General features: G+C 28.1%; 15 protein-coding genes. 14 read left to right on the forward strand and 1 reads right to left on the reverse strand.

Annotated elements, in window-relative coordinates:
• Window positions 1–198: 198 nt before the first annotated feature.
• From AYC61_RS09605 to AYC61_RS09630, 7 genes are all read left to right on the forward strand, one after another.
• Window positions 199–1,287 carry a PP2C family protein-serine/threonine phosphatase gene (locus AYC61_RS09605; protein ID WP_066500701.1) on the forward strand — a complete coding sequence of 363 codons (1,089 nt, stop codon included), beginning with the start codon at window positions 199–201 and terminating at the stop codon, window positions 1,285–1,287.
• 51 nt (window positions 1,288–1,338) lie between these two features.
• The gene (locus tag AYC61_RS09610) at window positions 1,339–2,691 is read left to right on the forward strand and encodes a glucose-6-phosphate isomerase (RefSeq protein ID WP_066500702.1); all 1,353 of its coding nucleotides are present in this window, start codon (window positions 1,339–1,341) and stop codon (window positions 2,689–2,691) included.
• A gap of 1,364 nt (window positions 2,692–4,055) precedes the next feature.
• Window positions 4,056–5,558 carry a sodium-dependent transporter gene (locus AYC61_RS09615; protein ID WP_066500706.1) on the forward strand — a complete coding sequence of 501 codons (1,503 nt, stop codon included), beginning with the start codon at window positions 4,056–4,058 and terminating at the stop codon, window positions 5,556–5,558.
• Between the two features lie 144 nt (window positions 5,559–5,702).
• Complete coding sequence (locus AYC61_RS21240; RefSeq protein ID WP_156456418.1) at window positions 5,703–5,801, forward strand: MetS family NSS transporter small subunit; 99 nt, start codon at window positions 5,703–5,705, stop codon at window positions 5,799–5,801.
• A 731-nt stretch (window positions 5,802–6,532) separates the two neighbouring features.
• On the forward strand, window positions 6,533–8,899 hold the full coding sequence (locus AYC61_RS09620; RefSeq protein ID WP_066500713.1) for an EAL domain-containing protein: 2,367 nt from the start codon (window positions 6,533–6,535) through the stop codon (window positions 8,897–8,899).
• A gap of 617 nt (window positions 8,900–9,516) precedes the next feature.
• Window positions 9,517–10,485 (forward strand): LCP family protein, encoded by a 969-nt coding sequence (locus AYC61_RS09625; protein ID WP_066500715.1) that lies wholly within the window; start codon window positions 9,517–9,519, stop codon window positions 10,483–10,485.
• 165 nt (window positions 10,486–10,650) lie between these two features.
• A complete protein-coding gene (locus AYC61_RS09630) occupies window positions 10,651–11,592 on the forward strand; it encodes an LCP family protein (RefSeq protein ID WP_066500716.1) in 942 nt (313 codons plus the stop codon).
• Window positions 11,593–11,858: 266 nt separating this feature from the next.
• On the opposite strand, the gene murC is transcribed toward AYC61_RS09630, so the two are convergent.
• Complete coding sequence (gene murC, locus AYC61_RS09635) at window positions 11,859–13,232, reverse strand: UDP-N-acetylmuramate--L-alanine ligase (protein WP_420806809.1); 1,374 nt, start codon at window positions 13,230–13,232, stop codon at window positions 11,859–11,861.
• 307 nt (window positions 13,233–13,539) lie between these two features.
• On the opposite strand from murC, the gene purR reads away from it, so the two are divergent.
• The 7 genes from purR (at window position 13,540) to AYC61_RS09670 (ending at window position 23,579) form a co-directional block, all read left to right on the forward strand.
• Window positions 13,540–14,364, forward strand: coding sequence for a pur operon repressor (purR, locus tag AYC61_RS09640; protein WP_066500723.1), 825 nt, complete (start codon window positions 13,540–13,542; stop codon window positions 14,362–14,364).
• Window positions 14,365–14,470: 106 nt separating this feature from the next.
• Window positions 14,471–14,743 carry a septation regulator SpoVG gene (spoVG, locus tag AYC61_RS09645; protein WP_066500725.1) on the forward strand — a complete coding sequence of 91 codons (273 nt, stop codon included), beginning with the start codon at window positions 14,471–14,473 and terminating at the stop codon, window positions 14,741–14,743.
• Window positions 14,744–15,051: 308 nt separating this feature from the next.
• A complete protein-coding gene (glmU, locus tag AYC61_RS09650; protein ID WP_066500728.1) occupies window positions 15,052–16,437 on the forward strand; it encodes a bifunctional UDP-N-acetylglucosamine diphosphorylase/glucosamine-1-phosphate N-acetyltransferase GlmU in 1,386 nt (461 codons plus the stop codon).
• A gap of 404 nt (window positions 16,438–16,841) precedes the next feature.
• Entirely contained in the window at window positions 16,842–17,801 is a 960-nt protein-coding gene (locus AYC61_RS09655; RefSeq protein WP_066500732.1) for a ribose-phosphate diphosphokinase, read from the forward strand.
• Between the two features lie 194 nt (window positions 17,802–17,995).
• Window positions 17,996–18,562, forward strand: coding sequence for an aminoacyl-tRNA hydrolase (pth, locus tag AYC61_RS09660; RefSeq protein WP_066500734.1), 567 nt, complete (start codon window positions 17,996–17,998; stop codon window positions 18,560–18,562).
• Between the two features lie 396 nt (window positions 18,563–18,958).
• Complete coding sequence (gene mfd, locus AYC61_RS09665) at window positions 18,959–22,483, forward strand: transcription-repair coupling factor (RefSeq protein WP_156456420.1); 3,525 nt, start codon at window positions 18,959–18,961, stop codon at window positions 22,481–22,483.
• Window positions 22,476–23,579: a peptidylprolyl isomerase gene (locus AYC61_RS09670; protein WP_066500736.1), complete on the forward strand. Its 1,104-nt coding sequence runs from the start codon at window positions 22,476–22,478 to the stop codon at window positions 23,577–23,579. Before mfd ends, AYC61_RS09670 begins: the two co-directional genes overlap by 8 nt.
• The last annotated feature ends 143 nt before the right edge of the window (window positions 23,580–23,722 follow it).

Consider the following 23,722-nt stretch of genomic DNA (forward strand, 5'->3'; position numbering starts at 1 on the left):
ATATAATTTTTTTACATAATATATTAAAAAATATATACTTTGACCTATAAAAACTTTTAAATTTGATATATAGTCATTTTATAAAACTAGAACACTTTAAATAATTGATAATAAATGTTAGCATTGCTATAACGGTTAATATGGTATAGACTATATATTAAATTTAATCATACTAGGTAAAGAGGAGTGATTAGAAAATTGGAAACGACATTTGAATGTAATTTTGCATTTGATATATTAGATGGAATGATAGACTGGGTAAGGGTTGTAAGTATTGAAGGTAAAGTAATATATGCTAATAAAACACTAGTAAAAGATATAGGTGAATCAATAATTGGTTCTAAATGTTATACATTATTATGCAAGGATGATAAATGTAAAAATTGTATATCCAAAAAGACAATAGAAACTGGTATGTCTCATACTAAAGAGGAAGCTGTTGAAGATAAAATATTTTCTGTAAAAAGTTCTCCTATAAGAGATGAAAAGGGTAATATATATGCAGCTGTTGAAGTTTTTAGAGACATTACAAAGCAGAAAAATCTTGAAGAACAGATTACAAGTGAAAATATAAAAATGGAGAACGATATTGAATTTGCAATGTTATTGCAACAAAAAATACTTCCACATAAAGGAGAATTTAGTTCTATTAAAGTAGATTATATCTATGAACCATCTAAACATTTAAGTGGAGACATCTTTGATATTTTTGAAATTGATGATAGGTATTTAGGAGTATATATAAGTGATGTAGTTGGACATGGTGTAACTGCATCAATGATGACAATGTTTATTAGGCAGACGATGAGAGCTATAAAAGATGTTCATAAGAGGCCCGCAGATGCATTGAGCGAGTTGCATAAAAGTTTTGTGCAGCTGAGGTTAGATGATGATAAATATTTTACAATCTTCTATGGTATAATAGATAAAGTTGAAAAAGTTTTTACTTATACTAATGCTGGGCATAATTGTATACCTGTTTTAATAAAAGATGATAGGATAATATTATTAGAGATGCAAGGATATCCTATTACTAATTTATTTGATAATATAGAATATAAAGAAAAAAATATTGATTTAGCTAAAGGAGATAGCCTTTTACTATACACAGATGGTATAATAGAAGCTAAAAATGAACAGGATGAATTGCTTGGATTTGAAAAATTCATTGAGATAATAAAAGAAAATAAAAATGACAAAATATTAGATATAATACAAAATAAAATGAGACAATTACGCTATGTTAATAAGCAAGATGATTTAGCTATTTTAAAAGTTAAATTTTAATTCATATAATAATCTTGGTATAAATAAATATTTTAAGCAGGAGGGAATTTCATGAAAAAAATAGCTGTAAATTATAAAAATTCATTAATATGTGATGAAGAGTTTGAATATATGGCACATTTAGTATCTTCTTCTCATAAAAAACTTCATCAGGATGTTGATAAAGAAAACTCATATTTAGGTTGGGTAAATTATCCGATTCAATATAGTACTAATTTATTAAATAAAATAAATAGTGCTGCTAGTAAAATTAAAAAGAATTCAGATGCATTTATAGTCATAGGTATTGGAGGATCATATTTGGGTACTAGAGCAGGTGTATCTGCTTTAAAACACAGTTTTTTTAATATGTTACCTAGGGCTCGAAGACAAGCACCTGAGATTTATTATGCAGGTAATAACTTAAGTGCTACATATATTAATCATCTACTTGATGTAGTGAAGGACAAGGATATAAGTATAAATGTTATTTCAAAATCAGGTACAACTACAGAAACAGCAGTCGTTTTTAGAATTATTAAAGATTTGATGAAGGAAAAATATAGTGAAGATGAGTTAAAAGATAGAATTTTCATAACTACGGACAAGGATAGTGGAGCATTAAGAACATTAGCATCTTTAGAAGGGTTTGAATCTTTTGTAATACCAAGTGACATAGGTGGAAGATTTTCTATTTTAACACCTGTAGGATTACTACCAATGGCTGTTTCGGGTATAAATATCAATGAAATCTTGAAAGGTGCTAAAGATGCCTTTGAAGAATATAATAATGATAATTTAATGGAAAATGATTGCTATAGATATGCTGCAATAAGAAATATAATGTATAATAAAGGTAAATATATTGAAATCTTAGCAAATTACGAACCATCACTACATTATTTGAGCGAATGGTGGAAGCAATTATTTGGAGAAAGTGAAGGAAAAGATAATAAGGGTATTTTTCCAGCTTCAGTTGATTTGACTACTGATTTGCATTCATTGGGTCAATATATTCAAGAGGGAAGACGAGATATATTTGAAACTGTAATAAAAATAGACGACATGAAATCAGATATTGTAATACAAAGCGATGAAGAGAATTTAGATGGTTTAAACTATCTAGCTTCAAAAAAATTAAGTTATATAAACAAAATGGCTATGGAAGGAACTAACATAGCGCATTTGGATGGCGGTTGTCCTAATATAACAATAGAAGTACCTAGAATGAATGAATATTATTTTGGTAATCTTATATATTTCTTTGAAAAAGCATGTGCTATAAGTGGTATTTTATCAGGTGTAAATCCATTTAATCAACCCGGGGTTGAAGCGTATAAGAAAAATATGTTTGCGTTATTAGGCAAAAAAGGCTTTGAAGATTTAAAACAAAAACTTAATAATAGAATGAATAACAATATATAAGACCGCTAATAGCGGTCTTTATTTTATAATAAGAATGTTCTACTTTTTCAATAAGAGTTAAAAAAATAGATAGTAGTTAGGATCAACCTTTGAAGTAAGTGTAGCTCAATGTTTGTGGGTTGAAGGCATACAAGACATTTTTTTTACTCGGAGATGCCTAAATTTTTATGATAATATAAAGATGAAAAAATATAGGCATCAATGTCGTGGTCAAAAAATGTCATGTAGCTTCTAAAGGATTTAATGGTTTGATTTCTTTAGGGTCAGACGTTGTGAGTGTGTTGTCAGAAAAAACGGTTAGATACATTACCAAATGGAGAGGGGCACGAATCTGAGAATCTTTGCTGGTTCCTGTAAAGAAGCAATTTTTTTCATTTTATAGAAGCGCTGAAAAAAGTGCTTCTTAAAAGTCACCTACAAAGAAACCTCAGATTGAGCCCTAGTGAATTTGTTGGTTGAAACAGTTACTAGAGCAGTTGGTTACTGTTTGACTAGAGTAGATGTGATTAGAAAATATGTATATGAGTAACCAAGATTAACGCGGCGTATGCTGTTTATTGTTCTTTTAAGGCACACATTTCTATAAGTTAGAGGAGAGAATTTATTGATTAAGGTGTTGGAGAATATATCTTTAATAGATTTTTATATTTAACTATATATGAATGAACATATAATTAAATGAATATATATTTATATAGGGTTAAATCAAAAAAGTAATTATTGTAAACATACTACAAACATGATACAATATATACAAGCAATAACACATAATACCACTCATTATTATCAACATTATCATTTCTTAAATTAGTATCATAATTTATTTTAACAAACTTACCTAAGTTTAATAACTATTCAAAATCAAATCCAAGACTTAATGTATTTAAACATAAAATCAACAATATTTTCAAAATGACTTTAACCCAAAATTGACAGCATATTGTTGAACTTTAGTATGAATAATTAGGGTTAAAGAGTTACTGAATTAATCAAAAAAACAAAGGAGGGTAGGATTAATTTTATTTAAAGTTTTGATGAAATATTATCTATAAAGATTGAAAGGGAGACTTTGACTTACCTTTAGTCTTCGTGTTTAACCAATTAATATGATAATTGATTAAATGGTCAAATTTAATATGAAAGGAGTTGGAATACCGTTGATTAGCATGACTCTATTTAATAGATAATGCTAATATGTAGGGTGAATTACATCCGATTTTACGCCCTGGGAGAGTGTGACCAAACGAAAGTAGTATATTTCATTTGAAATTACAAAATTGTACTCGGTGAACAGGGAAGTAGGTTAAATTTTATTAATAATTAAGTTATTATTAGATTTGTAAATCCTACATAACGGTTAAATTATGGAAAATAGGCAGAGATGGAATAGCAGAACTATTTTTATTTTTGCAGCTATAGGTTCAGCAGCAGGGCTAGGAAATGCATGGAGATTTCCTTATCAGGCTGCCACAAATGGAGGAGGAGCTTTCTTAATCCCTTATTTTATTGCACTTATTACAGCTGGTATACCTTTATTAATTATGGAATTTTCTATTGGACATAAGTTTCAAGCAGGTGCGCCTACTTCATTTGGTAGCATAAAAAAAAGATCTGAAGGCATAGGTTGGTGGGCACTGGGAATAGCTTTTGTAATTATTACTTATTACAGTGTTATAATGGCTTGGGTATTTGATTATCTATGGTACTCAATTAAATTGGCATGGGGAAATGTACCGCAAGATTTTTTCTTAAATCATGTACTTGAAATTTCTAGCGGACCTGGAGTATTAGGCGGCTTTAGTATTCCTGTAGTTATAGGATTAATTATAGCTTGGATAGCTATCTATTTGACTATTAAAGATGGTGTAAAATCTGTGGGCAAGGTAGTTAAGTGGACAGTACCTTTACCTATAATAATGCTAGGAATACTTGTAATAAGAGGTTTAACGTTAGATGGAGCTATAGATGGTATTAAATACTACTTAAATCCTGATTTTTCAAAACTATTAGATCCCAAGGTTTGGGCAGCAGCATACGGTCAAATATTCTTTTCATTGAGTTTAGCATTTGGTGTAATGATGGCATATGCAAGTTACTTACCTAAAAAATCGGATATTACTAATAATGCTATTATAACTGCACTTTCTAACTGTGGTATTAGCTTCATGGCAGGGTTTGCTGTATTTGGAACATTGGGATATATGGCATTACAAAAAGGTTCAACAGTAGCAGAGGTTGCTGGAAGTGGTGGAGTAGGTTTAGCATTTTGGGTTTATCCTGAAGCTATAAACCTATTACCTTTTGGAAGAGTGATATTTGCATTAGTATTTTTTATTATGTTATTAACATTAGGTATTGATTCAGCGTTTTCTTTAGTAGAGGGTATTGTTGCAGGTATTTCTGATAAATGGGAATTGAATAAGAAAAAAGTAACACGTTGGGTTGTTTTTGTTGGATTTATTATTAGTTTTTTATATGCAACAAAAGCTGGTTTACATTGGTTAGATATAGTTGATAGATATGTTAATAACTTTGGAATTATATCAGTGGCATTTTTTGAAGCAATAGTTGTTGGTTGGGTTTATTCAGCTCAGAAGGTTAGAGACTATGTTAATCCAATATCAGATATAAAACTAGGATCATGGTACAATGTAATGCTAAAATACATTTCACCATTAGTACTTTTGATTATATTAGTTGCTAACATTATTCAAGAGGTTAAAGATGCAATAAACGGTACATTATATGGTGGATATCCAATGTGGTCAATAGCAATTGGAGGTTGGGCAGTAACTATAGTTGTTGTTATAGTCTCTTTCATATTAGGTAGAACTAAATCTAGTGCTGAAAAAAGATTAGCTAAGTAATATTCAAAATCATAGATTTATTATTTAATTTCAATATAGCTTTATACTCTAATTTATTTACGAAATTATAACTTATCTACTGTTTGAAGTTTTGTGATTGTCTATAGATTACAAAAAGAGCAATATTATAGAAGGAGGAATAATATGCCTATTGGAGCATGGATAATGCTTATATTCGGATTTATTTTCTTATATGGTGGTTTATACTGGTCAATTTCTAGAGCTAGAAAGAATAAACAATAAAATAATAGGCTTTGAAAAAAAGCAAGTTCAGTGTTGATGCTGAACTTGCTTTAATGTATATAAGAAAGTTCGTTAAAGTTTTTGCAAAGAAAAATACATTGTTGTTTTGAAGGTAACTTTAGGACATTAGGTACATTTAAATGATATAGGCAAAAGTTTAAATAAAGACAAATATGGGACTACATCCCTAAAAACGTAAAACAATGGATAAAAATCACATATAATAAAGGAAAAAACAATGTTTAATAGAATATTTATTAGTACACTAATTATAACTGATTCTCCATAATGCGATGTATAGTTCTGAATTATGAGCTAAGAACCTAAAATTCAATTTAGTGTCGATCGCTTATTCAGACGTAATGTGAGGTACAAAAACGACATTAGAGTCATAATGATTTGTAATTGAGGATATTTTTTATAGATAATATCCCTGATTATTTATATAACTTTGAATAGTATGCTGTATAATTTTGAATTAGAAGATTCCAGTGAATTCGAAGGCATACCGAGTTGGTATGCCCGCCATTTGATGGATTTCTTATAATCATGAGCAGAGAACTAAAATCTGTGATTTTATGTGAATAGCTTACTCATTCTTGGAATGAGTTTCTGGTTTGCCGCTTATTCATTTGAAGAATGAGGTTCATTAATAAAAGGTATTTAATTTTCTATGAATAATCTGGGATAATATAAGATTATTATAAATAGCATATATAGGAGCTGAGATAATGAGTAAAATTAAATTTAAAAGTATCAAAAACAAAATGCTATTTGTTTCATTGTTTATTAGTAGTTTTGTAGCTATAGCTTTAATTATCATGGCATATTTTTTTACAAGTAACAGTTTAACGTATGTTTTAGATAAGCAATATGAAAAAAATATAAAAGATTATGCTTATATGATTGATACTTGGCTTAACGAAAAGACTAACGAAGTTTCTATATATTCAAGAATGGATGTGTTTAAAAAACAAAACTGGAATGATGCATCACAATTTTTAAAGAAAGAACTAAAAGCAGAAAAATCTGTATATAAAGATTTTTTTATTAGTGATATAAATGGTAAGTGTAAAAGCATTGTAAGCACAGATCATGATTATAAATTTTCACATTATATAATAGATATTACTAATAGAGATTATTTTACAAAGGCGATAAAAGGGCAAAATGTAATATCCAATCCACTTATATCAAAATTTGATGGAGAAAAGTTAATTGTTATAGCTTCTCCAATAAAAGATTTAAAAGGAGATATAGTTGGAGTTTTAGGGGCAGCAATATCATTAAAAAGTTTAAGTAATATAATGGATATCTTAAATACCAATGCAGAATCAAGTAACAGCGTATTAGTGAACGGAGAGGGTTTGGTTTTAACTCATTTCGAAGATTCGGCTATGATGGAGAGTAATATCAGAAAAGAATCAAAGTATATTAGCAAAAGCTTTGCAAGTGCAGCTGAAATTATACTTTCAGGCGAATCAGGACATGTCTTTAATAGTAATTATAAAAATTTATATTACTACAGTAAGATACCATGTACGAATAATTGGAGAATAATAACTGAGGTTTCTAAGAATATAGTTTTTAATCCTGTAATGAAGGTAACTAAAGAACTTATTGTAGTAGGTTTTGGGGGAATATTAGTAGCTATCATAATGTCAGTTTTGTTAGCTGATTCTATTTCAAAACCAATTATCAAACTAAAAGAAGTTTTTAACATAGCAGCATTAGGAAATATGAGTATTAGAGCAAATATTAATAGTGATGATGAAATAGGAGAAGCAGCAAAAGACTTCAATAAAATGATGGACAAAATAGGTAAAATGACTTATTATGATCACTTGACTTGTTTACCAAATAAAAGATTTTTTAATGAAATCTTAGTTAGCATATGTAATAATAATAAAGCTACAGTTGTCTTAATTGGTATAGATGAATTAAAACCAATAAATGATATATATGGATATAATTCAGGCGATAAATTATTAAAACATATTGCTAATGAGTTAAAATATATAGTAAATAATAAATATACAGTAAGTAGAGTTGGAGAAGATGAATTCGCTATAATTTTAGATTATGTTGAAAATAAGAGCGAAGTTATAAATTTTGTTAAAAATATATTAGAATCTTTAAATAAGATATGGATAATAGATAGGAAAAAACTTCATATAAAAACTAGTATTGGTATTTGTATGGATACATATAAAAGTAGCAGTGCATACGATTTGGTGAAAAATGCAAGTATAGCTATGCACTATGTAAAGGAAAAAGGTGGAGGTACTTACGAGTTTTACAAAGAGGTTATGAATGAAAATCTTTTTGATAGAATGATTACAGAAAACAGCATTTTAAGTGGATTAGAAAATAATGAATTCTATTTAGAGTTTCAACCAATAATGAATATAGAAAAGCAAAAAATAATAGGTGTCGAAGCATTGGTAAGATGGCAAAGTTCACATAAAGGATTGATAAAACCTGACGACTTTATACATTTAGCAGAAAAAAATGGCACAATAATACAATTAGGTGAATGGATATTGAAATCTGCATGTGAGCAAAACATGAAATGGATAAATTGTGGTTGTACTCCTATAATAATATCTGTAAATATTTCAATTGTTCAGCTAAGGCAAATTGATTTTATAGAGAGTGTTAAAAGGATATTAAAGGAAACTGGAATGGATCCTAAGTATTTAGAACTTGAAATAACAGAAAGTGTATTAGTGTGTAATGAAAATATTGCAATAACTTTAAAGAAATTTAAAGAAATGGGTATAAGTATAGCTTTAGACGATTTTGGAACAGGATATTCTTCATTAAGCTATTTGAATAAATTTAATTTCAATACACTAAAGATAGATAAATCATTTGTATCTAGTTTAGGAGATAATATGAATAATAAAGCTTTAATTTCGTCAATACTAGATATAGGGCATAATCTAAATATGAATGTAACTGCTGAAGGAGTAGAAACTGAAGAACAGTTAAATTTCTTAAAATTAAAGAGTTGTGATAAAATACAGGGATACCTGTTTAGCCCACCAACAAATGCTCAAAGCATACAAAATATGTTAATAGGAAACAAAAACTAGTATTTAATATACTAGTTTTTTTACGATGTGGGGAGTTTTACTGTTAGGAACCAAGGTAGTAGGAGTTTCCTTAAAAAATAAAAAGGTTATTTGAAAATGTAATTAAATAATGATATAATCTTGAGTATTGAAAAATTCAAATAAAATGAAAATAATGTAATAATCAATTAGTACTTATTTATTTGATATACAATTGTAATATAATTTTTAATATTTTTCAAATATAATTATTTATGTATTAGAACAAGGCGCAAAATGTCCCCGCCCTCTATAGGTGGTGGGTATCATTGATTAGATTTAACATACGGTGTGAAATCTTCTGTCTTGTTGAAACGGTGTGTTGCAATTACTACATAATTGCTTTCGTTGTTATAACAAGGTGTAAGATGTTTCCAAATCTATATAGGTGACGGTTACCGATTAGATTTAACAGGTGGTGTGAAAGCTTTAGCCTTGTTGAAACGGTGTGTTACAATTACTACGTAATTGCTTTTGTTGTTATAAAATATATGATTTTTGTATATGATAAAATTAGTATCATTTAAGCAGAGAACTAAATCTATGATTTAGAGTGAATTCATTATAATGAGTTAAATGAGAAAGAAGGGACACATAATATGAAGTATTTTATCAAAATTTTTGCAATTGCTTTTTTGTGTTTTGCATTAGCAGTTGGAGCTGGGGTAATGGCATACATGAAAATATATGATCCACAGGATGATTTGGATTCTAATAATCCCAAAAACCCTATAGATGTAGGAGATAACGTTAATAATAACAATGAGGAAAAAGATCCATTTAAAATAGCTATAAATAACAGTAAGAGAGTTAATGTTCTCTTATTAGGATTAGAGAGTACTAGAACTGATACTATAATATTTGCAAGTTTTGACCCAAAAACAAAGAAAGTGGACATGCTTTCAATTCCTAGAGATACTTATTATTGGGATAAAGGGTATAACAAGCCAGACCAAAAGAAGATAAATGCAAAGTATGGCAGAAGTAATGCAAAAGGAACTATGAATGCAGTTTCCACTTTGCTTGGAGGCGTACCAATACATTACTATGTCAGTATAACATATAAAGGTGTTGAAGATATTGTAGATTCACTAGGTGGAGTAGAAGTAAATGTCCCATTTCACATGGTATATCACGATACTACGGTTGGTAAAAGTTTGCACATAGATATACCAAAGGGTCTACAAACTTTAGATGGGAAAAATGCTGTAAAGTTTTTAAGATATAGAAAAGGTTATAGAGATGGAGATTTAGGCAGAGTAAGAGCACAACAACAATTTATAAAATCTGCTATTAATAAAGCATTAGGTTTTAGACTTCCAATAGTTATAAAAAAAAGTTTTAGCTGTGTTAAAACAGATATGCCTTTAACAGATATGCTTATGTATGCGAAAGATGTTTATGGAATAAATCCATCAGAAGATATAAGTATGTCAGTGTTATCTGGCAAAGCTAGGATGAAAGACGGATTATCTTATTTTTTCCATGATCCTAAAATGACTAGAGAATATGTAATGAAACTTTATGATGTAAAAGAAGAAAACAAAGTAGCCAATGATAAAAAATAAAAACATTCCATGTATATATAAAAATAGAATTATTAGTAAAACATTTTATTTTTTATTAAAATTATAATATAATATTCATGAAATGAATTTTATGACGTGACTAATAAAATAGGAAAAGACACAATAGATAATGTATAAAAATTTTAAGAGAAGGGGTAACCAAAAATGAAACATTTTATTAAAATTTTTATAGCTGCTTTTTTATGCTTTGCATTAGCAGTTGGAGCAGGAGTAATAGCTTATATGAAAATTTATGATCCACAAGTTGATCCTAATATTCCAGAATCCAAGGTTATAGGTGATGATATTAAAGAAAGTGATAATGTAAAAAAAGATCCATTAAAGAGAGCTATAGATGATAGTAAGAGAGTTAATGTACTTTTATTGGGCTTAGAAGATACTAGAACTGATACTATAATATTTGCAAGTTTTGATTCGAAAACAAAAAAAATGGACTTGCTTTCAATACCTAGAGATACTTATTATAGTGAAGCGGGACATAATAATGCTGATCAAAAGAAAATTAATGCAGTATATGGTAGAAGTAATGCAAAAGGAACTATGAATGCTGTTTCAAAAATACTTGGTGGGATCCCAATCCATTACTATGTTAGTGTTAAATATGAAGGCGTAGAAGAAATAGTTAATACACTTGGTGGAGTAGAAGTAACCGTTCCATTTCATATGAAATACGATGATACAACTGTTGGCAAAAGTTTGCATATAGACATACCAAAAGGAAAACAAGTGCTAGATGGTGAGAATGCAGTTAAATTTTTAAGGTTCAGGAAGAGTTCGAATGGAAATGGTTACAAAGATGGAGATCTTGGTAGAATAAAATCGCAGCAACAGTTTTTAAAATCAGCAATAAATAAAGCATTAAGCTTTAAACTACCTGCAGTAATTAAGACTTGTTTTAATTATGTAAGAACAGATATGCCTTTAACAGACATGCTTATATATGCTAAAAATGCAATTGGAATAGATCCTGATAAAGATATAACTATGAAAGTATTACCAGGGTCTGCTAAGAAGGGCGATTATTTCCGTCACGATTCTGAAAAGATAAAAGAATATATATTAGAACTTTACAATGTACAAGAATAGTAAAATAAAGAATCTCCTCATAAAAAGGAGATTTTTTTAATATTTAGGATTAGGAAATTATAATCTATAATTTCTATAAATAAATATAAACAAAGTCTACAACAAATTATTATCGAAGACTTTGTTTAATGGGGAGTGGGGACTAAGGTATATTTTACGCTATTATTGTGTCCGTAAATTTTCAATTTATACATTTATTGATTATTAAGTCTCGTATTTCTAAACGTGAGAAAGGAACTTTGCTTCGGTGGTTCTAGTGCTTTGTTTTATTGTATTAATTTATTGCCAACTTCATAGATATCTCCAGCACCCATAGTTATAACAATATCATTTTGAGAACCATTAGAAAGTATATAGCTCGAAATATCATTGAAATCTTGAATATATGTTGCATTTATACCATTAGCTTTTAACTTTTCAACTAAATCTTTTGAATGAACAATACCAGTGTCATTTTCTCGTGCAGCATAAATGTCAGTTATTATAACAAAATCACAATCATAAAATGCATTAGAAAAGTCATCTAAAAGCTCGTATGTTCTAGAATAAGTATGTGGTTGAAAAACACACCATAAATGATTATGATTCAATTTACTAGTAGAACTTAGGGTAGCTTTGATTGCAGTAGGATGATGACCATAATCATCAATAATAGTCATATTGTTTACAATACCTTTGTATTGAAACCTTCTCTCAGTTCCATAAAAATTTGAAATTGAAGATATAATATAGTCTAAATCCAATCCATATATATGAGCAGAAGCTATTGCCGCTAGAGAATTATAAACATTATGTTTACCAATAACATTTAATTTAACATGTCTTTTTATTTTATTATTAATAGTAAGCATATAACTAATAGAATTACCATTTGTTTCAATATCTTTAGCTGAATAATTGCAAGTGTTATCTATACCAAAAGTGACAAAGTCACATTTAAATTTTTCAAACAATTTTTTACAATTGTGATCATCACCATTTATAACTAAAGTACCATTGATAGGTATCAAATCTGTAAATTTTTTAAATGTGTCAATAATATGTTCAATTGAAGTAAAATAGTCCATGTGATCTTTATCTATGTTTAGAATAACTTCAATAGTTGGATAGAATTTTAAAAAATTACCTTTATATTCACATGCTTCAGTGAGTAAAACGTTATTTGAACCTATTTTAATATTTCCACCAATAGAATCAAGGTTCCCTCCTAATAAAATAGTTGGATCATCATTTGAATCTTGAAGTATAGTTGCTAACATACCTGTTGTAGTTGTTTTGCCATGTGTTCCAGAAACTGATATAGATTGCTTATAATCTTTCATTAGATTACCTAAAAAAGTTGCCCTATCAACAGTTTCTATTTTTCTTTTTTTAGCTTCAATTAATTCAGGATTGTCATCTTTGATAGCAGAAGTATATATAACTAGGTCTGCTTTTTCTATATTTTTTCTATCATGACTTATATATATCCTAGCACCTTTTTTTTCAAGCTTTTTAATAATAAGTGAACTTTTCATATCGGAACCAGATACAATGTAACCATTATTTAAGCATATTTCAGCTAGTCCACTCATGCTTATTCCACCAATACCAATAAAATGGATATGTTTTAATTTTGTATTGGGCTTTGTAAAAGTCAACATAATATGATACCTCCTAAAAATATAAGTATTTATATTATTACCATTATTTACATTGTTATTTCATTGTATTAATAAATTTTAATTATAGTTACAATTATAACATATCAATAATATTGTTGGATTGAAATTATATATTTTATGATTTATTAGATTAAATATTAATTGTTATAACATATATCATAGTATTTATAATGCCTACGTTTATAATTATCCTGTTCTTAGAAAAAAAGTGTTGATTGTATTGATAAATACGAATAAAATCGTATATAATAAAGATAATATTCGTACTATGTGGAGGTAAAACGTGGATAAGTTAAAAAGAAATGAGAGAATAGGAGCTTTAATGAATATCCTGACGGATAACCCAAATACAATATTTACATATAATTATTTCAATGAGAAATTTGATGCAGCAAAATCTACAATAAGTGAGGATATTGTTATAGTAAAAAAACTTGTGACAAAGTTAAAATTAGGGGATATAGAAACTTTATCTGGAGTATCAGGAGGAGTTAGATATCTACCTATACTAGACAATGAGCAAATAATGGATTTCACAAATAAAATGTGTAAAAATCTTTCGCAAGGTAATAGAGTAATTGCTGGTGGATTCATTTATATGATAGATTTATTGTATTCTCCGGATTTAGTATATAATATAGGTAAAATATTCTATTCTATTTTTAGTAAAAAAGAGATAGATTATATTATAACAGTGGAGACTAAAGGAATACCAATTGCTTTAATGACAGCAAAAGTTTTTAATAAACCTTTAATTATAATTAGAAAAGATGCAAAAATAACCGAAGGTCCAACGGTTAGTATAAATTATGTTTCTGGTTCTACTAGAAAAATACAAACTATGTCATTAGCTAGAAAAGCAATGAAAGAAGGTTCGAAGATTTTAGTTATAGATGATTTTATGAGAGCTGGGGGAACAGTTAAAGGAATTTATGATATGATGAAAGAATTTAATGCTGAAGTTGTTGGTACTGGAATATTAATATCTACAGAACATCCAGAAGAGAAAGTTGTAGATGACTATGTATCATTATTAACACTTAAGAACATAGATGAAATAGCTAAAAATGTTGAGATAACTGCAAATAATAATATATTTATTGACTAGGTTAATATAAAAAAACAGTAATAATTAAAAAAAAAGGAGGAATTTCCAAATATATATAGAATTATACTGTTAATACAACTGAGTTATGCAGGAAGGTGGTGAGATCATGAACGTTACTGATGTTAGAGTAAGAAAAATAAACAACGATGGTAAAATGAAAGCTATTGTTTCTGTAACATTTGACAACGAGTTTGTGGTACACGACATAAAAATTATTGAAGGACAGAATGGATTGTTTATAGCTATGCCGAGTAGAAAAATGGTAGATGGGGAATTTAGAGATATAGCCCATCCAATCAACTCAGAAACAAGAAGTAAGATACAAGAAGCAGTATTTACAGAATATCAAAAAGAGGTTGAGGTTGAGTGTGTTGAATAAAAGAGTCTTAGACTCTTTTATTTTTTTGAAGAAAACTTTTCAAAAGATTTGTTATTATATTATTGATTTGTTATAATACAAGGGATATAAGATATTTATATATATTAAAACTGGATTATTCATACAAAATTATTATCAGTGAACCCAAATCTTGATTTGGTGTAAATTGCTGAATTCAAGATTCATGTATTAAAATATTCGATGAATAATCAGGTTAAAATTTTGTAAAATTTAGCTAAGAAAATTAATATGATGAAAATTATAGAAAATATATGTATTGAGATAAAAAATCAAGAGAGGTGAAGAATATGATTATGTCCATTATATTAGCTGCTGGAGAAGGAACAAGAATGAAATCTAAAACTCCAAAGGTTGTACATAGAATTTGCGGTAAACCTTTGATTAGTTACATTATTGAAGCTTCCCAAAATACTGGTAGTGATAAAAATATTATAATAGTAGGAAAAAATAAAGGAAAGATTATTGAAATAATTGAGGATAACAGTTATAAGAGTGTAAAACTTATAGAGCAACCTATAGGAGAAGAAGTTCCTTATGGAACAGGGTATGCGGTTATGCAGGCTCAAAATGAAATTAATGATGAAGATACTGTTATGATATTGAATGGAGATACACCTTTAATTAAAGATAACACATTAAAACAATTCCTTAGTTACCATAAACAAGAAAAAAATGATGTTACAATTTTAACAGCTGAAATTGATAATCCTACCGGTTATGGAAGAATTATTAGATGTGATGATAAACATACAGTAGCAGCTATTGTTGAAGAAAAAGATGCAAATGTTGATCAAAAGAAAATTAAAGAAATTAATTCGGGCATTTATTGTTTTAAAGGTAATTATTTAAAAAAGGCATTAAATAACCTATCTAATGATAATGCACAAAATGAATATTACTTAACTGATGCAATAAAGATATTTAAAAAAATTGGTTGTAAAATTGGTGCATATAATATAAATGATAATACTGAAATAATGGGAGTTAATACAAGAGTACAGTTAGCAGAAGTTGAATCAGTAATGAGGAAAAGAATTAATGAAGAAATAATGCTCAGTGGAGTTACGATTGTTGATCCAATGAGTACTTATATAGATAATGATGTTAGAATAGGCAGAGATACTATAGTATATCCGGGTGTGTCAATTCAAGGTAATACTGTTATAGGAGAAGAATGTATAATTGGAAATAATTGCAGAATAGTAGATAGTAAAATAGGTGATAATGTTAAAGTGCAGATATCTACTATAGTAGAAAGTGAAATAAATGATAATACAACCATTGGACCATATGCATATTTAAGACCAAAGAGTAAGGTTGGTAGTAATGTCAAAATTGGTGATTTTGTTGAAATAAAGAATGCAAGCATTGGAGATTTTTCAAAAGCTAGTCATTTAGCATATATAGGTGATGCGGAAGTCGGTGAGAGGGTAAATATTGGCTGTGGTGTAGTATTTGTTAATTATGATGGAAAGAATAAATATAAGTCAATAGTTAAAGATGATGCTTTTGTTGGTAGTAACTGTAATCTTGTTGCTCCAGTAATAATTGAAGAAAAAGCCTTTTTAGCTGCTGGTTCAACAATTACTGATGATGTAGAAGCTTATGCTCTATCAATAGCAAGAGCTAGACAAGTTAATAAAAGCGGATGGGTAAAAGCTAAAAAGAAGTAAATATAAGTCTTGTAAATTTATTGTAATTTATGATAATATCAAAGTGTATTATATACATTCTATGTATTAGTATAATTTCATTGTATTCACAATTAATAATTAATTTCAATATTAACCCTGATTACGCATATGAAGACCAATAATATGCTATAAGTAATTTTATTGATAAAACTTATTCTTCGTATGAATATATTTTAGTCCTTACTCATAGCATTGCATTTAATTCTATGAATAATCATGGTTTAAATATAGTTTATTTAAAATAGTAAAGTCTACTTTCAATCTATCATAGAAGACTTTGTTCTACTTTTAATTTATGTTATAATAAAAGATGTGTTTTTTAACAATATAAAACGATATATAGTAGTATGTATTTGTTTTCCAAGAATAAAGGAGGAATTTAAATGTGTTCTAATAATAAGATGGACATAAAAATCTTCACTGGAAATGCCAATAGAGAGCTTGCTGAAAAAATTTGCAAAGAAATTGGTGTTGAATTAGGAAATAGCGTTGTTAGTACATTTAGTGATGGTGAGATTTCTGTTGATATCAACGAAACTGTAAGGGGAGGAGATGTATTTGTTATTCAGCCTACATGTCCACCTGTAAACGAAAATTTGATGGAATTACTTATTATGATAGATGCGTTTAAAAGAGCATCAGCAGGAAGAATCAATGCAGTTGTACCTTATTATGGATATGCTAGACAAGATAGAAAAACAAAGGCTAGAGATCCAATTACATCCAAATTAGTTGCAGATTTATTAACATCTGCAGGAGCAGATAGAGTTGTTAGTATGGATTTGCATGCTGCTCAGCTGCAAGGATACTTTGATATTCCAGTAGATCATTTAGTAGCAGTACCAATTTTAGCTAAATATTTTAAAGAAAATAATCTTATAGACAAAGATACTGTAATAGTTTCTCCTGATATTGGTGGAGTAAGAAGAGCTAGAAATTTTGCAAGTATATTAGATTTACCAATAGCTATCATAGAAAAAAGAAGACCAAAAGCTAATGTATCAGAAGTTATGAATGTTATTGGTGATATTCAAAATAAAAATGTAATTATAGTCGATGATATCATAGATACAGCTGGTTCAATGACAAAAGCTGCTAAAGTATTAAAGGATTTTGGTGCTAAAAAAGTTTATGCATGTTGTACCCATGCAGTATTGTCAGGTCCAGCTATAGAGCGAATTGAAAATTCAGTTATAGAAAAATTGGTTGTAACAGATACTATACCTTTACCAGAAGATAAACACATAGATAACATAGAGGTAATGTCAATTTCACCACTATTTGCTGAAGCTATAAAGAGAATAAATAATAATGATTCAGTAAGTAAATTATTTGACAAATAGAAAATTTGTTTAGTTAAAGTGAAAAATCAAGAATTCAGGTGGAGGTTCTACTCCACCTGAAAAAAAGTAGCCTTTTGCACTTATAAAATATGAAGACTTAAAATTATTAAAGAAGATACGAAGAACAGCTGTATACATAGCTAAATTTGTTCTAGTGAATAAAAGTAGAAATTAGTAGTAAGGAGTTGAGTAGTTTGTATGCAGTTATAGGCTTAGGTAATCCTGGCAACAAATATTCAAATACTAAACATAATGTTGGATTTAACACAATAGATTGTCTTGCTGAAAAAAACAATGTGAAACTATCTAAGATAAAATTTAAATCAGTATATGGTGAGACAATGATTGATGGTAACAAAGTAATATTAGTGAAGCCTCAAACATATATGAATAATAGTGGGATATCTGTGATGGAAATACTTAAATATACCAATGTACCAATAGATAATATAATAGTAATTTATGATGATATAGATATCGAATTAGGTAGCTTAAGAATTAGAAAAAAAGGTAGTGCAGGTAGTCATAATGGTATGAAATCAATAATATATCATTTAAAAAGTGAAGATTTTCCTCGTATTCGTCTAGGGATAGGTAAACCTAATCAGGGACAAGATTTAGCTAATTATGTTATTAATAATTTTGGTAAAGAAGATAGAGAATTGATAGATACTACCATTGAAAGAGCTAGTGAAGCTGTCTTAGAGATAATAAAAAATGGTGTTGATCAAGCTATGAATATTTTTAACAAAAGGAAATAGTATTAAGTTTAAAATTATTAGTAAAAAATTGAACATCATACTGCATTCTTGTAGTTTCTAATAAATGATTAACGTATAAAACAGAGATTTTAATATCTATTATGTAGTATATTATCTATAATCAGTTTAAAAATTAAATACATTGGTAAAAAATATTTGTTAGTTTCAAAATTGCATATACAAAAGAGCCCAGACTATATCTGGGCTTAGCTTGTTAATGAAATTTTATATAAATGACTGTTAAGAAATGCAAAATTCAAGGTGTGCTTCAGATGAGTAAGTGGAGCGTATAAAAACATGTAAGCATTCTCAAATGAAGTAACAAAAAGGAATTTGGATTTGTTAACAGTCTGAATTCTGGACTAATGCTACTTGTAATTAAAGGAGTCGATATTGGTGTCTAAAAATGTATTTGTTGATCAAATGAAAAATCTTGCATCTTATAATAAAATAGTAAAATCAATCAAAAATGATATGTCTCCAATATTAGTGCATGGTTTATCTATGGAAAATATTAGTCATATAGCTTATTGTTTAAATTTTCATTTATCAAAGCAAATATTGATTGTAACACATGATGAATTTAGGGCAAAAAAAATTGTTGAGGATTTAAAATTTTTTAATAACAATAGTGCAGAAATCTTCCCAGTAAAGCAGTTGCTTTTATATGATATTGATGCTTTTAGTCATGAAATTCATAATCAGAGACTTAAAGTAATGAATAGATTGTGTAATAAAGAAAAAATAATTGTAGTAGCTTCAGTGGAAACGTTATTAAATAAAATTATAAAGCCCCAAATATTTAAAAAATATAATTTAACAATTAGCTATGGACAAGAGATAGATTTAGAGAATATAATTAATTCTTTTATCGTAAAAGGCTACGAAAGAGTTGATATGATAGAGGGAACTGGTCAATTTAGTGTAAGAGGTGGCTTGATTGATTTTTATCCAATAAATAGAGCAAATCCTATAAGAATTGAGCTATTTGATGATGAAGTTGATTCTATTAGAGTTTTTGATATAAAAAATCAAAGGTCTATAGATAGCTTAGATGAAGTAGATATACCACCTTTTAAAGAAGTGTTAATAGAAAACAATATAATAAATGATGTCAAAGAAAAGCTGCAAAAAGATTTAGAATTTTCAGTAAATAACTTATCTACTAAAGCATACTCTAGTTTTGTAGAAAAATTAGAGGATAAGTTTAGACATTATATTGATATAATGGATGATGGTGGATGCATACAAAATATTAATATGGTGACTCCTTATATTGACAATAAATTAACAAGCATTACAAGCTACTTTGATAAAGACAGTTTAATGATATTAGATGAACCACAAAGAATAAATGAAGAATATGAAAATATAAAAAATGATTTTATTAGTAAATATACAGATTTATTTGAAAGAGGAGAATTACTAAGTAAACATAAAGATATTTATTATGAATATGATGATATAATGGATCAAATAAAATCAAGAGAATGTATTTGTATATCGGCCTTATTAAAAAGCATAAATGGATTTGAGCCAAGAGAAATAATAAGTATGGTATCTAAAGAAATACAACCATTTCATAATAAACTTAATTTATTAGCTGAAGAACTTAAAAGATTAAAATATAATGGATATAAAATTATTATATTATCAGGAACAGAAGATAGAGGTAAAAGGCTTGAAAAAAATCTTTTGAATTTGGATATAGATTGTTTATATATAGAAAATAGAGATAGAGTTATTTATTCTAGCCAAATATTTATTACTCAAGGAACAATTAATAAAGGCTTTGAATATCCAGCTTTAAAATTAATGTTTATTAGTGACAAAGAAATATTTGGAGCCAATAAAAGGAAAAGACGTGTCAAATCAAAAGATGGTGCTAGAAAGATTTCATCATTTACGGATTTAAAAATTGGAGATTATGTTGTTCATGAAAGCCACGGTATAGGTAAATATACAGGTATTGAGCAGTTAAATGTTCAGGGAATTAAGAAAGATTATTTATGTATAAAATATTTGGGAAAAGATAAATTATTTGTTCCTGTTGAACAAATGGATTTAATACAAAAATATATCGGAGCAGATTCTGTAAAACCTAAAGTGAATAAATTAGGTAGTGGAGATTGGGTAAAAACAAAAAATAGAGTTAAAAAATCTATAGAAGATATGGCAATGGATCTTTTAGAATTGTATGCTAAAAGACATTTACAAGAAGGTTATAGCTTTTCAGAAGATACACCATGGCAAAAACAATTTGAAGATTTATTTCCATATGAGGAAACACCGGATCAGTTAAAGTGTATAAAAGAAATTAAGGATAACATGGAGAAAAAAGAATCTATGGACAGGTTGTTGTGTGGAGATGTTGGTTATGGTAAAACAGAAGTTGCATTAAGAGCAGCTTTTAAGGCAGTGATGGATAGTAAACAAATAGCTTTCCTAGTTCCCACGACAATATTGGCACAACAGCATTATAATACAATAAAAGAAAGATTTAAAGATTTTCCAGTAAAAATCGAAATGTTAAGTAGGTTTAGAACTCCATTGCAGCAGAAAAAAATTATTTCAGATGTTAAAATTGGAAATATAGATATAATTGTTGGGACACATAGATTATTATCAAATGATGTGAAATTTTATGATATAGGATTATTAATTATAGATGAAGAACAGCGGTTTGGTGTAAAACATAAGGAGAAAATAAAGAAAATAAAAGAAAATGTTGACGTATTAACATTAACAGCTACTCCGATACCTAGGACACTTCATATGTCATTAATTGGCGTTCGTGACATGAGTTTGATTGAAGAACCACCAGAGGAACGCTATCCTATACAAACGTATGTAATGGAATATAATGACCAGTTGGTTATAGATGCTATAAAGAAAGAAATGAATAGAAAAGGGCAAGTTTATTTTGTGTTTAATAGAGTTAAGGGTATTAAAAAAATGGCAGCACATATAAAAGATTTAGTGCCAGAAGCGAGAATTGCAGTTGCTCATGGGCAAATGAGTGAGCGAGAATTAGAACACATTATGATTGATTATTTAGAAGGACAATATGATATTCTCGTATGTACAACTATAATAGAAACTGGATTAGATATACCTAATGTGAATACTATGATTATATATGATTCCGACAAAATGGGTTTATCGCAGCTATATCAATTAAGAGGAAGGGTAGGCCGATCAAATAAAGTTGCTTTTTCATATTTTACATACGAAAAAGACAAGGTGTTATCAGAGGTTGCTGAAAAAAGGTTAAAAGCAATTAAAGAATTTACCGAATTTGGTTCAGGTTTCAAAATTGCTATGAGAGATTTAGAAATAAGAGGAGCTGGTAATATACTAGGTTCAGAACAACATGGACATATGGCTGCTATTGGGTATGATCTTTATGTAAAATACTTAGAGGAAACAATAAATGAACTTAAAGGTAAAATAAAAACAAAACAAGTTGAGACGACTATAGAATTGAATATTGACGGGTATATTTCAAATAAATATATACAAAATGAACAACAGAAAGTTGAAATGTATAAAAAAATATCATCAGTTCAAAGCGTAGAAGACTATAGGGATGTTATTGAGGAATTAATAGATAGATACGGAGACATACCTAAAGAAGTAGAAAATTTAATAAAAATTGCTTATATTAAATCTATTTGTAATAGAAATGGTATAGTAAGTGTAGTTCAAAAGAATAATGAAATTAAGATTGAATTTGATAGTATAAATATTTTAACACCAATGTTTCTTAATGAACTTTCGAATTTTTTTGGTAAAGGTATTAGTTTTGATTTATCAAGAACACCTGGTTTGAAATATAAATTTAATAATACTAATCAAAGCAAGATATTGTCTAGCATAGAGAAAGTAGTTAACAAAATTGACAGTTTAAATAATGAATAAGTTATTATATACTATATATTGTAGTATGGATTTTTATGTAGGTAGAGGAGTGAAAGATTTGACAAAGAATAAATTTATAGTTTTAATAACTATACTTATGAGTTTTGCAATTTTTATGGCTGGTTGTTCTATAAGTAAAGATGATGCAGTTGCATTAGTAAATGACAAACCAGTATTGAAAGCTGACTTTGATCAGTATTTAGAATATAGGAAAAAACTTGCAGAAGCAAGTGGTTATGTTGCACCAGATATGTGGGATAATGATGCTGGTGATGGAAAAACATTTGAAACTATTATTAGAGAAGCTGTTTTAGAAGATTTAGTACTTCAAGAAGTTCAGATGCAAAATGCTGATAATAATAATATAAAGGTTGATGAGAAAGAAGTTGAAGAGAGTATTAATACTTATATTTCAACTCCAGAAGATAAAAAGAATTTTGAACAGTATTTAAATAGCATGAACTTAAGTGAAGAATTTTTTAAGGAGTTTATTTTAAAAAGAAGTCTTATAATAAATAAGTATATTGATGAGGTAATGGAAGTAGAAGAACAAGAAGCTAAAGATTATTATGAACAGAGAAAACAATTATATGATAGCGTAAGAGCAAGTCATATATTGGTTGAAACTGAAGAAGAGGCTTTAGATATAATTAAACAGCTTAATGAAGGTGCTGATTTTGCTACTTTAGCTAAAGAAAAATCTACTGGACCATCTGCTAGTAATGGTGGAGATATAAATTATTTTAGACGTGGAGAAATGGTGTCTGAGTTTGCAGATGCTGCATTTGATTTAGAAGTAGGAGAAATTAGCGGCGTAGTTAAAACTAAATATGGATATCATGTAATAAAGGTTACAGATAGCAAAATTGGATTTGATAGTAATAAAGAAGATGTTGAGAGAAGCATAAAACAAAGTATATATAATCAACAGATACAAGAAGAAAGAGAAAAAGCTAATGTTGAGATTTTATTGAAATTTGAGGAGCCTAAGAAGTCAGAAGAAAATAATGAAAACGAAGCTACTGAATCAGATGAAAATAATAACCAACAAAATAGTAATGAACAAGATAATAATACAGAAGAGAATAATAATTAAAAAAGCCGTTTAAACGGCTTTTTTTTTGTAAATAATAAATGTAATTAGTAATTTTAGATTTCAATTTTTAGGTATAAGCAAATTTTAAAAATTCCAGCTATGTATAAAATAATCTTAACAGTAAAATAATAATACATAAGAAC

It is taken from the genome of Abyssisolibacter fermentans, from assembly GCF_001559865.1.
GTDB classification, from domain to species: domain Bacteria; phylum Bacillota; class Clostridia; order Tissierellales; family MCWD3; genus Abyssisolibacter; species Abyssisolibacter fermentans.

Excerpts from the sequence above, each read along its gene's own strand:
- AYC61_RS09630 (WP_066500716.1), top strand. The coding sequence starts at position 10,651 with ATGAAACATTTTATTAAAATTTTTATAGCTGCTTTTTTATGCTTTGCA.
- AYC61_RS09615 (WP_066500706.1), top strand. The coding sequence starts at position 4,056 with ATGGAAAATAGGCAGAGATGGAATAGCAGAACTATTTTTATTTTTGCA.
- AYC61_RS09625 (WP_066500715.1), top strand. The coding sequence starts at position 9,517 with ATGAAGTATTTTATCAAAATTTTTGCAATTGCTTTTTTGTGTTTTGCA.
- glmU (WP_066500728.1), top strand. The coding sequence starts at position 15,052 with ATGATTATGTCCATTATATTAGCTGCTGGAGAAGGAACAAGAATGAAA.
- AYC61_RS09655 (WP_066500732.1), top strand. The coding sequence starts at position 16,842 with ATGTGTTCTAATAATAAGATGGACATAAAAATCTTCACTGGAAATGCC.
- AYC61_RS21240 (WP_156456418.1), top strand. The coding sequence starts at position 5,703 with ATGCCTATTGGAGCATGGATAATGCTTATATTCGGATTTATTTTCTTA.
- spoVG (WP_066500725.1), top strand. The coding sequence starts at position 14,471 with ATGAACGTTACTGATGTTAGAGTAAGAAAAATAAACAACGATGGTAAA.
- AYC61_RS09620 (WP_066500713.1), top strand. The coding sequence starts at position 6,533 with ATGAGTAAAATTAAATTTAAAAGTATCAAAAACAAAATGCTATTTGTT.
- AYC61_RS09610 (WP_066500702.1), top strand. The coding sequence starts at position 1,339 with ATGAAAAAAATAGCTGTAAATTATAAAAATTCATTAATATGTGATGAA.
- AYC61_RS09670 (WP_066500736.1), top strand. The coding sequence starts at position 22,476 with ATGAATAAGTTATTATATACTATATATTGTAGTATGGATTTTTATGTA.